This is a genomic window from Serratia sp. PGPR-27, from assembly GCF_022678525.1.
GTDB lineage: Bacteria > Pseudomonadota > Gammaproteobacteria > Enterobacterales > Enterobacteriaceae > Serratia > Serratia nematodiphila.
This window is the reverse complement of sequence record NZ_JALBYS010000008.1, coordinates 1-12,506: the sequence shown is the minus strand read 5'-3', so window position 1 is coordinate 12,506 and position 12,506 is coordinate 1. Positions and strand designations below refer to the sequence as shown.

General features: G+C 60.3%; 11 protein-coding genes. 5 read left to right on the top strand and 6 right to left on the bottom strand.

Features of this window, described 5'->3' with window-relative positions:
- The first annotated feature begins 54 nt into the window (after positions 1 to 54).
- The 3 genes from wrbA (at position 55) to MMS95_RS06355 (ending at position 2,185) form a co-directional block, all read left to right on the top strand.
- Entirely contained in the window at positions 55 to 654 is a 600-nt protein-coding gene (gene wrbA, locus MMS95_RS06365; RefSeq protein WP_242141496.1) for an NAD(P)H:quinone oxidoreductase, read from the top strand.
- A 235-nt stretch (positions 655 to 889) separates the two neighbouring features.
- The gene (locus MMS95_RS06360) at positions 890 to 1,198 is read left to right on the top strand and encodes a hypothetical protein (protein ID WP_176326067.1); all 309 of its coding nucleotides are present in this window, start codon (positions 890 to 892) and stop codon (positions 1,196 to 1,198) included.
- 186 nt (positions 1,199 to 1,384) lie between these two features.
- Complete coding sequence (locus MMS95_RS06355) at positions 1,385 to 2,185, top strand: DNA/RNA non-specific endonuclease (protein WP_015377376.1); 801 nt, start codon at positions 1,385 to 1,387, stop codon at positions 2,183 to 2,185.
- A 49-nt stretch (positions 2,186 to 2,234) separates the two neighbouring features.
- Here the strand turns inward: MMS95_RS06355 and MMS95_RS06350 are convergent, their stop codons facing one another.
- Genes MMS95_RS06350 through MMS95_RS06340 form a run of 3 tightly spaced genes read right to left on the bottom strand, consistent with a single transcriptional unit; the run spans position 2,235 to position 6,836 of the window.
- Positions 2,235 to 5,315, bottom strand: a complete 3,081-nt coding sequence (locus tag MMS95_RS06350) for a MexW/MexI family multidrug efflux RND transporter permease subunit (RefSeq protein ID WP_099981999.1) — start codon at positions 5,313 to 5,315, stop codon at positions 2,235 to 2,237.
- A gap of 10 nt (positions 5,316 to 5,325) precedes the next feature.
- Positions 5,326 to 6,411 (bottom strand): efflux RND transporter periplasmic adaptor subunit, encoded by a 1,086-nt coding sequence (locus tag MMS95_RS06345; protein WP_176326062.1) that lies wholly within the window; start codon positions 6,409 to 6,411, stop codon positions 5,326 to 5,328.
- Positions 6,408 to 6,836, bottom strand: a complete 429-nt coding sequence (locus MMS95_RS06340) for a DoxX family protein (protein ID WP_033633411.1) — start codon at positions 6,834 to 6,836, stop codon at positions 6,408 to 6,410. Before MMS95_RS06340 ends, MMS95_RS06345 begins: the two co-directional genes overlap by 4 nt.
- Positions 6,837 to 6,980: 144 nt before the next feature.
- Here MMS95_RS06340 and soxR point away from each other — a divergent pair, with 144 nt between their 5' ends.
- Complete coding sequence (gene soxR, locus MMS95_RS06335; protein ID WP_033633412.1) at positions 6,981 to 7,451, top strand: redox-sensitive transcriptional activator SoxR; 471 nt, start codon at positions 6,981 to 6,983, stop codon at positions 7,449 to 7,451.
- Positions 7,452 to 7,458: 7 nt separating this feature from the next.
- Here the strand turns inward: soxR and MMS95_RS06330 are convergent, their stop codons facing one another.
- The gene (locus MMS95_RS06330) at positions 7,459 to 8,388 is read right to left on the bottom strand and encodes a LysR substrate-binding domain-containing protein (protein WP_033633413.1); all 930 of its coding nucleotides are present in this window, start codon (positions 8,386 to 8,388) and stop codon (positions 7,459 to 7,461) included.
- A gap of 150 nt (positions 8,389 to 8,538) precedes the next feature.
- Here MMS95_RS06330 and MMS95_RS06325 point away from each other — a divergent pair, with 150 nt between their 5' ends.
- Positions 8,539 to 8,799, top strand: coding sequence for a DUF1471 domain-containing protein (locus MMS95_RS06325; RefSeq protein ID WP_033633414.1), 261 nt, complete (start codon positions 8,539 to 8,541; stop codon positions 8,797 to 8,799).
- 46 nt (positions 8,800 to 8,845) lie between these two features.
- Here the strand turns inward: MMS95_RS06325 and MMS95_RS06320 are convergent, their stop codons facing one another.
- Together MMS95_RS06320 and MMS95_RS06315 are read right to left on the bottom strand one after the other, a co-directional pair.
- Positions 8,846 to 9,916, bottom strand: coding sequence for a fimbrial protein (locus MMS95_RS06320; RefSeq protein ID WP_242141495.1), 1,071 nt, complete (start codon positions 9,914 to 9,916; stop codon positions 8,846 to 8,848).
- 18 nt (positions 9,917 to 9,934) lie between these two features.
- On the bottom strand, positions 9,935 to 12,427 hold the full coding sequence (locus MMS95_RS06315) for a fimbria/pilus outer membrane usher protein (RefSeq protein ID WP_242141494.1): 2,493 nt from the start codon (positions 12,425 to 12,427) through the stop codon (positions 9,935 to 9,937).
- Positions 12,428 to 12,506: the final 79 nt, after the last annotated feature.

Sequence of the window (12,506 nt, the reverse complement as noted above, 5' to 3'; positions counted from 1 at the left end):
CGCTTCTATGCTTATCAGGGGTTTTTGTTAATCATCTGAGCGGGAGTACGGAACATGACGAAACTGTTGGTGCTTTATTACTCAATGTACGGCCACATCGAACGCCTGGCGCAGGCGGTGGCCGAAGGGGCGAATCGGGTCGATAACGTGGACGTGACGGTCAAACGCGTGCCGGAAACCATGACGCCGGAAGCCTTCGCCAAGGCCGGGGGCAAGCAACACCAGCAGGCGCCGGTCGCCACCCCGCAAGAGCTGGCGGACTATGACGGCATTATTTTCGGCACGCCGACCCGCTTCGGCAACATGGCCGGGCAAATGCGCACCTTCCTCGATCAGACCGGCGGCCTGTGGGCTTCCGGCGCGCTGTACGGCAAGGTAGGCAGCGTCTTCTCCTCCACCGGCACCGGCGGTGGCCAGGAACAGACCATCAGTTCGACCTGGACCACGCTGGCACACCACGGTTTCATCATCGTGCCGATCGGCTATGCGACGCAGGAGCTGTTTGACGTTTCACAGGTGCGCGGCGGCACCCCGTATGGCGCCACCACCATCGCCGGCGCCGACGGTTCGCGGCAGCCGAGCAACGAAGAGCTGACCATTGCCTGTTATCAGGGCGAACACGTGGCCAAAATCACCGCCAAGCTGAAAAGTTAAGCGCCCTCCAGCCTCGTGATCCAAAGGGCCGCGCATTCGCACGGCCCCATCTTGTTGCCGACCCGCCGCAAGGTTAGAATGCCCCTCCCCCGGCCATTCAACGTCTGAAGGCCAGGCCCGAATTCGTTCTGCCCGTCGCTCATCCGCTTTCAGCCCGAGGACGGGCGTTCTGTTTTTTGCGCACAGCGAAGGGAATAAGTCAGTGTCTAAAGATTTTGATGAACTAATAAGAGACATGGATCTTATTATTGAAAATGTAGACAGCTTCAAGGCTCTGGCTCCGCGCGCGCCCGAGCCGGCCCCGCCGCCGCCGGTTCATCACTACGACTCGTTCTGCGAAAACATCGCGCTGAAAGTCGTCTTGAAGGTGCTGCTGTCTTCGGTGGACAAGATAGTCAAAGTGCAGATCGCCAACAAGGTCGAACAGGAAATCGCCCAGATCGAACAGCAAGTGGTACGCGCCGGCGGCGGCCCGGTGTCACCGGGCGATCTGGCGCAGATGACGCACTACGTTCGCCGCACGGTCAACGACCTGCTGGAATAACCCCCTTTGAAACGGCGTCTGTTGGACGCCGTTTTTATTTCCGCCGTATTTAACGTGTGGCCTGGCTGTACCATGACTGACACATTCACAACATGAATATGTTGCATTGTTGTATTCGTTTCACTGCGATAAGTTTAATTTACTGTAAATATATACAGTGTTTTTTAACTTATTGAGGATATGAATATGCGCTTTAACAACAAGATGTTGGCCTTGGCCGCCCTGCTGTTCGCCGCGCAGGCGTCGGCCGACACGCTCGAATCCATCGACAACTGCGCGGTCGGCTGCCCGACCGGCGGCAGTAGCAACGTGTCTATCGTGCGTCATGCTTATACGTTGAACAACAACAGCACCACCAAGTTCGCCAACTGGGTGGCCTATCACATCACCAAAGACACGCCGGCCAGCGGCAAGACGCGCAACTGGAAAACCGATCCGGCGCTCAACCCGGCGGACACGTTGGCGCCCGCCGATTACACCGGCGCCAACGCCGCGCTGAAGGTCGATCGCGGTCATCAGGCGCCGCTGGCCTCGCTGGCGGGCGTCTCCGACTGGGAATCGTTGAACTACCTGTCCAACATCACGCCGCAAAAGTCCGATCTGAACCAGGGCGCCTGGGCGCGGCTGGAAGATCAGGAACGCAAGCTGATCGATCGCGCCGATATCTCCTCGGTCTATACCGTGACCGGGCCGCTGTATGAGCGCGATATGGGCAAACTGCCGGGCACCCAGAAAGCGCACACCATCCCCAGCGCCTACTGGAAGGTGATTTTCATCAACAACAGCCCGGCGGTGAACCACTATGCCGCCTTCCTGTTCGACCAGAACACGCCGAAGGGCGCCGATTTCTGCCAATTCCGCGTGACGGTGGACGAGATCGAGAAACGCACCGGCCTGATCATCTGGGCCGGTCTGCCGGACGACGTGCAGGCTTCGCTGAAGAGCAAACCGGGCGTTCTGCCGGAGTTGATGGGCTGCAAAAACTGACGAAAAAACCCGCCGAAGCGGGTTTATTCTTCACGCGGGCGCCGGCGGATTATTCCGTCAGCGCCTTTTGCGCGGCGGCCAACTCACGCTGACGAGGTGAGGCTACCGCGTGATCACGCGCCAACAGCGTATACACCGTCGGCAACACAAACAGGGTAAACAGCGTGCCCACCAGCATGCCGGAGACGATCACCAGCCCCAGGCCGAAGCGACTGGCAGCCCCGGCGCCGCTGGCGAACAGCAGCGGGATCAAACCGAACACCATCGCCCCGGTGGTCATCAGAACCGGCCGCAGACGAATTTGCGCCGCCTGCAAAATCGCGGCGCGCCGCGTCAGCCCCTGATGCATCTGCAGCTCGTTGGCGAACTCCACCATCAGAATGCCGTGCTTGCTGATGAGCCCGATCAGGGTCACCAGACCGACCTGGGTATAGATATTCATCGTGGCGTAGCCCAGCGCCAGCGGCAGCAAGGCGCCGCAGATCGACAGCGGCACGGTGATGAGGATAATCAGCGGATCTTTCAGGCTCTCGTACTGCGCCGCCAGCACCAGGTAAATGATCACCAACGCCGCCAGGAACGCGAACGCCAGCGCGCTGCCCTCCTGGGTGTATTGGCGCGAATCCCCCTGCCAGTCGTGGCTAAATTCGGCCGGCAGCGCATTGGCCTGCCGTTCGAGGAAAGCCACCGCTTCGCCCATCGAAACGCCGGGCGCGGGAATCGCCTGCAGGGTGGCGGCGTTCTGCTGGTTGAACTGGGTCAGCTTGTTCGGTTCGACCTTAACGGCCACCGATACCACGGTGGAGAGCGGCACCAGCGTATTGTCTTGGGCGCGAACATATTGCCGCGCCAGCGCCTGCGGCGTCAGCCGTTGTTCGCGCAGGCTCTGCGGGATAACGTCATAAGCGCGCCCGTCCATCCCGAAGCGGTTGAGGTAGTTCTCTCCCACCAGCACCGCCAACGATTCACCGATGTCGCTCATGCGTATCCCCAGACTGTTGGCCTTGGCGCGATCGATGTGCACCTCCGCCAGCGGGTTGTTGTAGTCCAAATCGCTGTCCACCACCATAAACAGGCCGCTGTTTCTGGCGTTCTGTTTCACCTCCTCCAGGGTGCGGTACAGCTGCGGGTAGTCCTGCGGCGTACGCAGCACCATCTGCACCGGCAGCCCCCCGGTGGAGCCTGGCAAGGCGGGCAGCTGGAAGGCGAAAATGCTGGTGCCTTCAACATCGTTCACCGCCCGTTGCAGATCGGCCTGCACCGCCGACGCCGAGCGCTGGCGCGCCTGCCACAGCGTCAGGTTGATGCCGCCGATGCCGGACGCCGTGCCGTCGCTGCCGTTGATGATCCAGCGGCTTTCGGTTTCCGGCATGCGGTTGTAAACCTCGTCCAGCTTGTAGGCAAAGCGTTCGACATAGTTCAGGTTGGCCTGCTGCGGCGCCTTGATGGCGGTCAGTACGATGGCCTGATCCTCGGTCGGCGCCAGCTCGCGCTGCGGCATCAGGTACAATAGCGGCAGGCTGATCATCACCAGCAGCGCCAGCGTGCCGGTCAGCCAACGGTGATGCAGCGAGAAATCCAGCGCGCGCGCATAGCGCCGCGTCAGGCCGCCGAAGAACCACTCGGCGGCGTGCGCCACGCGCCCTTCGCTCTGTTTGGCCGGCAGCAGGAGCGAACTCATCACCGGCGACAGCGTCAGCGCCACCACGCCGGACACCACCACCGCCCCGGCCAGCGTCAGCGCGAATTCGCGAAACAGCGCGCCGGTCAGCCCGCCCATCAGGCCGATCGGCGCATAGACCGCGGCCAGCGTCAGGGTCATGGCGATCACCGGCCCGGCCACCTCGCGTGCGCCGATCATCGCCGCCGCCAGCGGCGTTTTCCCCTCTTCGATATGGCGATGCACGTTCTCCACCACCACGATGGCGTCGTCCACCACCAAACCGATCGCCAGGACCATCGCCAGCAGCGTCAGCAAATTGACGCTGAAGCCGAAGGCCAGCATCAGCCCGGCGGCGCCAAGTATCGACAGCGGAATGGTCACCACCGGGATCAACACGGTGCGCAGCGACCCCAGACACAGGTAGATCACCGCCACAACGATCACCAGCGCTTCGAGCAGGGTATGCACCACCTCATCGATCGAGGCCTGAATAAAGCGCGCGGTCTCGAACGCCAGCGCCATCTTCACGCCCGGCGGCTGCATCTTGTCGATCGCCGGCATCAGGTGGCGAATGCCGTCGACGATCACCAGCGGGTTGCCGGTCGGCGTAGGGAAGACGCCAAGGAACACCGCCGGTTCGCCATCCATCAAGGCGCTGGTTTCCGTGGCTGCGGCGCCCAGCTCCACGGTGCCGACGTCTTTCAAGCGCACCAGACCGTTGCCGTCGTTGCGCACCACCAGATTGCGAAACTCCTCTACGCTGGTGAGATCGGTATTCACCCGCACGTTGGCAACCACATACTGCCCTTTCACCTTGCCCGGCGCCGCCTGGTAGTTGTTGCGCCGCACCGCATCGGCCACGTCGGCAGCGGTCAGACCGCGGCCGGCCAGCCGATCGCTGTCCAGCCACAGGCGCATCGCCATTTTTTGCCCGCCGAACACTTCAACCTTGGCGACGCCGTCGATGGTGGTGAACATCGGTTCCACCACCCGCGTCAGGTATTCGCTCAGCGCCGGCGTGGACAGCGTTTTACTGGAAAAACCGACATAGGCCACGGCGGTGGCTTCACCGGCGGAACGCTCAATCACCGGATCGTAAGCCTGCTCCGGCAGCTTATAGCGCACCTGGTTGACCTTGGCCATCACTTCGGTCAGCGCCTGGGTGGAGTCGCGGTTCAGCGCCATGCGCACCGTCACCACGCTGCGCCCCTGCACCGAGGAGGAAGAAAGGTAGTCAACGCCCTCGACGGAGGACACCGCCTGGGCGATCGGCTGCGTAACAAAGCCCTGCATCAGCTCGGACGACGCGCCGGGATAGTCGGTGCTGATGGTGATGGTAGAGTTTTCCAGCAGCGGGTATTGGCGGATCGGCAGTTTGCTGAGCGCCAGCGCGCCGAACAGCAGAATCAGCGTGCTGACCACCAGCGCCAGCACCGGCCGGCGCACGAACAGATCGGTAAATGTCATCGGTCTCTCCTCAGGAACCGGTCTGGGCGGCGTTCAGAGCATCCTGCGCTACCAGCTCGGCCGCCATGCCGTCGCTCAGCTTGAGCTGGCCCGAAGTCACCACCCGGTCGCCTTCCTGCAGGCCGCTGACGATCTCGACGCGCCCGTCGTTGCGCTCACCCACGGTGACCGAGACGCGCTTGACCGTCATGCCCTTTTCACCCTGTTGCGCGACGAACACGGTATCGCCGTACGCCGTATAGGTCAGCGCCGTTTCCGGCACCGTCAGCACCGCCACGCGCTGTTGCTGCGTGACGCGAATGCCGGCGTACATGCCGGCCTTCAGCAATCCCTGGCGGTTAGTCAACGTCGCCTGCACCTGCACGGTGCGGGATTTGCCGATCATCGGGTCGATAGCGGTAATAACGGCGGGGAAAGCGCGCTCGGGATAGGCGCCGACCTGCACCGACACCGCCTGCCCCAACGCCAGTCCGGCGCTGCTTTGTTCGTCCAGCGAGAAATTGACGCGCAGCGTATCGGCATCCACCAGGTTGGCCACCGCCTCGGCGGCGTTGAGGTATTGCCCTTCATGCACGCGACGAATGCCGATGACGCCGGAGAACGGCGCGCGGATCGCCTTTTGCGCGATTTTGGCCTGCGTTTCCTGCACCGCACCGAGCGCCATATCCCGTTCAGCCAGCGCATCGTCCAACTGCTGCCGCGCGGTGGCGTTGAGGTTCATCAGCTTGCGCATGCGCGTCAGCAGCAGATCGGCATTGCGCAGCTGCGCCTGCAGGCGCACCAGCTCAGCCTGCTCGACCGCATCGTTGAGCTGCACCAGCAGTTGCCCCTGCCGTACCGTTTGGCCGGATTCGAACAGGATGCGCGTGATGCGGCCGCTGGTCTCTGCCGCCACTTCCACCTGGCTGGCCGCCTCCAGCTCGCCTACGCCGGCGTAACTGCGCGCCGCCTGTTCACGCAGTGCGGGCGCCAGCGCCACTTTCACCGGCGGATAGGCCGGCGCGCCTTCGCTTTGCCGCGCGGTGGATCGCATCGCTACCGCAGCGACGGCGAGCGCCGCCAGCAACGCGGCAATAATGAGATATCGTTTCATCATGCAGCCTCACGCGTGTTGGCCAGCCGTTGACGCAAACGGCTGGCGATGGCCGTCACCCACAGCCCGCCGATCACCGTGATGTGTTCCAGCGCGAAGTAGAGGGAGATCTGCATGTTGGGAGCGGACATATTCCAGAAGGTGTGTACGATCGCGATAGTCAGGATCAGGAACGCCGACAGCATGCCGGCGCCCAGCCACACCCAGCGGTTCAGCAAGATCAATACCGAACCTGTCAGCAGCACCGACGCCGACGCCAGGTTGAACAGCCAGGCCGGATGCAAACCGGCGGCGCGCATCTCCGCCAGGCTCCCTTCGATGTCGAACAGCTTGGCGAGCCCCGACGAGATGAAAATCACCATCAAGCACAGACGTGCGAGCAGCCAAAGCCAATAACTGTCCAGAGCGGTGTTGATAAAGCGTTGCATAACGGTTTCTTCCTGATTTTACAGCCGAGCCATCCTTCTCCCCGATAAGACGGGGGCAGGTCTTGAGAGATGCCGGTTGCCAAGCCCGGCAGGCTGAACTATAAAACCTCAGGTTAACTTGAGGTCAAGTTGAGGAAAGATAAAATGGCAAGAAATGAACCGATTGACGCCAATCGGCTATTGACCGTCGGGGAAGTGGTGAAACGCAGCGGCGTGGCGGTATCCGCACTGCACTTCTACGAGAGTAAAGGGTTGATTCAGGCGACGCGCAACGCCGGCAATCAGCGGCGTTATCCGTCGGTGGTATTACGCTATATCGCGGTGATCAAGATCGCGCAGCGCGCGGGCCTTCCGCTGGAAGAAATCCGCGCCGCACTAAGCCGCTTCCCCATCGGCAGCAAGCTGACCTCAGAACAATGGGGAGTGCTGTCCTCCGCCTGGCGCAAAACGCTGGATGAGCGTATTCAACGGCTAACGGTGCTGCGCGACCATCTCGACAGCTGCATCGGCTGCGGCTGCCTGTCGCTCACCGACTGCCCGCTGCGCAACCCGAACGATATATTGGGCCGGCAAGGGGCCGGCGCGCATATTTTCGAACACCCGGATGGGCAATGATAAGCGGCTAGGCAACCGGCATCATGGAAAGGCGGCGATTGGCTTCGGCGAATACCGCGACGCTGTGATCGATAAATGCCCGCACCGGCGGCAACAGGCCTTTGCCGCTGGTGAACACCAGGTGAACAATGCTGTTCGGCGCACGCCACTGCGGCAGCAGGCGCAGCAGTTGACCCGTCCGCAATTCGTTGGCACACAAATGGATCGGCAAAAACGCTACGCCGATCCCGGCAATCGCCGCACTATGCAACGTACTGTAATCCCCGCAACACATCCGGGGTACATGTACGAACGTACGTTGATTGCCTGCATTGTCCTCGAATTCCCAGCGATCGCGATCCAGCCATTCTCCCATCGACAACGTCGGCAAACTGGCCAGCTGTTCGAACGACTGCGGCAAGCCGCCGGCTTTCTCCACCAGCTGCGCGCCGGCGACCAAAATGCGTTGCCGCACGCCAAGATCGCGTTTAATCAATGATTGATCCTGGTCGAAATGGCTCGTAATGCGAAACGCCACATCGATCTTTTCATTGATCAGATCCACATGGCGCTCATGGATCAACAGTTGCACGCGCACGTCCGGATAACGCGCCATAAAATCCAACAGCAGATGGGAATTATAATACTGCATCAAACCGGGCGGTGAACTGATGCGCAGGCAGCCGCTCACTTCGGCACGCGCACGGGCGACAATGGCATCGGCCGCCTCCAATCGCTCGATAATCGCCTCACACTGCCGATACACATCGCGGCCAATATCCGTGACGCGGAAACTGCGCGTCGAACGTTCGATTAACCGCGCACCGTAACTCGCCTCCAGACGAGCCACGCGTTTGCTGAGTTTGGATTTGGCCTCGCCGCTCGCCCGCTCCGCGGCGGCGAAACCACCATGTCTCACCACCAAAGCAAACAGTTGAAGATCGTTCAAATCCTGCATGCCCCCTCCTTATCGTTTCCAGTTTGGAAACGATGCATTACGCTTTCAGGCACTACCGCGCCGGCACCCCGCTGCTTATCCTTTAGCATAACGAAACAAAAAGATTCAACCATAGCAAAGAACAAGCGTATTGCGATTGAGGAGAACATCATGAAGAACGTCATGTTTAAAACGATGCTGCTGGGCGCTTTTGTCTTTTCAGGCGCAACAATCGCGGCAACGCAAATCAATAGTCAACAGGCGGACGCCCTGACGCCGCGCCAAGTGATTACCGTTAGCGGTGCCGCGAATCTGAGCGATGCGGAAAAGATGTTGGCAGACAAAACCGACAAGACCGGTGCCCGTTACTACAAAATCATCGCGATCGTAGGCAATAACAAGCTGCACGCCAACGCAATGACTTATCAATAACCCTCTCCGGCAGCGGCAGCTGCCGGTTTTTTTGCCTCCCCATTCATCAGGGATAAATAATGTTCAACGTGGCCGAGGTGTTGAGTTCCCCCTGCGTGACGCCATCGCGCTGATAAGGGTAATAATAAGCGCCCATGCCGATGATGAAATGACTGTTCAGGCTGCCGCCGGCGGCGACATGAAACAGCGAGGTGGCGCTGCCGCGATCGACGTTGGAAGGCGACAATACCACCGGCGAGCTCGGCATGTCGCGCTTGACCAGGCGCAGCCCCACCCCTTGCGCACCGCCCGCATTGGCATTGATCAACACGCTGGCGTCGGAGGCCAGCAGGTTATTGCTGGACAGGAACATCTCAACGGCGCGATCGGCGATGCCTTCCTGCTGCATGTTCTGGCAGCTGATGTTCAGCGAGAACGGCGTGTAGCCGGGTTGATTGTTATTCAGCACCTGCGCCACGCCCATTTTGGGCAACCTGACCGTCAGGCCGGCATTGTCGAAACGACAGGTGGTGGTTTTAGGCGCGTATTTGATGTTCATCGGCTGGCCGTACATGTCGCGATCGTCATAAGGCCAGTTGCCGGTAAGCAACCAGGTGAGCAGTTTCCCCACTTGCTCCAACAACCAGAACGGCAATTCCAGAATGCCGATACCGGTCACATCGCTCACCAGTAAAACGTCATCGAGCATCAAGGTATCGCCCGGTACCACCCGCCCATCCTTGGTTTTTTGCACCAGCGAATAACGAATGGTCATCGGCGAGTTTAACTCTGACGCGGAGTGTTCCCCGCGCCCTCTCAACGTTCTGTCGCTTATCTTGTTGGTGATTTCCGCTCGGATCCACTGTTGACCGTTGTTAAAACCGAAAATCGCGGCCTGCGAATCTTTCGGCGAAAGCTTGATGGTGTAGGAAAAGTTGCTTTTGGACTTGCTGCAGTTAAATGTGCCGGTGTACTGGGTATTATATTGCGCCTCCCAGACCGGCATATTGGCGCTCAGCTTATCGGAGAGATCAACAAAAATCGGGGACGCAAACTCCGCTCCCTTGCCATAGCAGGAAGCATAGCTATAGCCGCTGAACAACCCGGACAGCAGCAGCAAAAAAATCAGCCTGATCATAGATTCGGTTATCCTGTATTAACGGCAAACGCCGGGCGACGCATCCAGCGCCAGATTCGGTCTGGCGATGTGGCAACTGCCGTTGCGCAATTGCACCGTCAACGCCGTTGGCGGCTGTTCGGCGCGCAGGTACAACACGCTGGCCTGGCCGACAAAACCTACCGACCGATCGTTTTCATCCATCACTTCGGCGCCGAACGGCAGCGGCGCACCATCAGCGCGCTGCGCCCGCAGCTGGAATGGCCGACGTTGATCGGTCTCGAATTTCAGGTAGCTGACCGCGCCGTAGTAAGGCACATGGTTGGCGACGTTGCCGCTGATTTCCGCCCCGCTGCTGTGGCCGGTATCCGATAGCGTGACCGAGTTTTGCCGGTACGGCGTGGCATAAGGCACCAGCGCCAAACCCTGCGCATTGGTCACGATGCTTTCGTCGCCGTTGACCATCAGCCCTTCGGCCTGCGGCGCCTCGACCACCGTCATGGTGTTGCCGATCTCGTTCGACGCCAGCAGATGCCAGGGGATCGCCACCAGGCTGCCGCGCGCACTGAGGCCGCTCTGACGATAATCGTTGCCTTCGCTGTAGGAGACGCCCAGCGTCGAGGCGCGGGCGCGATAGGCCGCATTGACGCTGGCCATATTGTCACCGCCGCTGCGATTGCTGCCGCTCAGTGAGTAGCTCAGGCGGTTGGACTCCAGCGCATTGCCGCTCAGGCTGACCGTGCTTTGCTGATAGTGGGAGTCTGTCGCAGACAGGCCGGTGCTGAGGTAGGCGTTGTTATCGAACACCGACAGCGGCAGGCTGAACGACAGGTAATAGCGCGTCTCTTCCTCACGCTGGCTATTGCGCACCCGGCTGGCTGAAACGGAGTAGCTGACGCGCCCCAGATTGTTGGAGTACCCCAGCTGGTATTCGCGGCTTTTCGCATTGGCCGTCCAGTAATCACGCTGGGAGCCGGAGAAGAACAGCGTGCCCCATCCTTCGTTAAGACGCTGGTTCAGGTTGAGCGTAAAGGTATTTTTCGGCCGAGCCGAACGCAGCGCATCCCAGGTGTTCATATCCAGTTCGGACACGCCCTCCTCGTCGCGCCAGCGATCAAACTGACGCTCCAGCTGGCGATAGCCGTCATTGGAGTAAATGGCGTCGGTAAAGCTGTAGTAACCGCGGGTGGAATAGCGATAGGCAGCCAGCGTGAAGTTGGTCGCGGTGACATCGAGAAATTTACTGTAGGCGATACGGAAGCTCTGCCCGCTTTCACGGCGGTTTTTCAGGCGAGTATCGGCATGCGTCAGATCAATGGACACCGCCCCTATCGGCAGGTTCCAGCCGCTGCCGAGCAGCCAGGCCTGATAGTCGTCGCTCAAAATGCTGCCGGCATAACCCGTTACCAGATTGTTGAAACCGTACTGCAGGGTGCCCTGTACAAAGCCGGGTCCGTAATCGGTATTGCTTTCGTTTACCTTGCCGGCCAGTACGCTGTATTGGCTGACACCCTGTTTCAACATGTTGGGTACGGCTGAAAACGGCACGCTGAACGACTGCTCGCGCCCGTCAGCCTCTTTGACCGTCACCCACAGATCGCCCGCCGAACCGGTCGGCTGAATGCTGTCGAGGGTAAAGGCGCCCGGCGGCACGTTTTCCTGGTAGATCACGTTGCCGTTCTGCACCACTTTCACCAGGGCGTTGGATTGCGCCACGCCACGCACAATCGGTGAAAAACCCTGCTGCGAGTTGGGCCGCATGCTGATATCCGACGCCAGCGCCACCCCGCGAATGCGTACCGAGTCGAACAGCTCCCCCGGCGAATAAAAATCACCGGCGGTCAGGTTGGATTTGATGTCGGCGAACCCGCGCTGCAGATAACGCGTGTTGTTCTGCCACTGGCTCCCCCGCCCGCTGCCGTGGCGAAAGCTGCTGCTGTCGCGAAATTGCCAGCCGGCCAGATTGATCCCGGACTCCAGCCCGGTATAAAAATCGTCATTGTTGCTGCGATTGCCTTCGCCGCGCGCCTCGGCGTGGTAGTAGGTCGCGTTGTAGGCCAGCGTCAACGCGGAGATGCCACGATTCCAGAAAGCCGGATCCACGTACCCTGCTTCCGATCGGTTGACCCGCGCCTGCGGCACCGTCAACCGCAGGCTCAGCGCGCCAACGTCCATATCGAACCGCCCGCCCTGTACCAGCGAGGCGATCGACAGCGTCGTCTGGGGCGCCTGAGGTGTCGGCAATTGACTCAGATCGATGCCCAACCGCTGCGCATCCTGGTAGGCAATTTGAATATCGTCGCGTTGCGTGCCAAACAGCAGCGTGTAGCGCCCTTTCCAGTCATGATTGACATACACATCGATCTCCTGCCGGCCGGCAGGCATGTCATTGTTGAGGTAAAAACGCGAAAGATCGGAATCGCGCGATTCGCCGGCCAACAGCGAAGTATCGAACGTCACCGCCCAGGCCGTATCCGGCAACAAGAATGAAGAGGCGGTCAGCAGCGAGAGGACTTTTTTATTCAGCTTCATTGTTGTTCTTTCAGGTTAGTGTGCGGTGATGGCTTTAGACTTGTAAGCCCCCAGATCGTCGATATACATCAGGTCATAA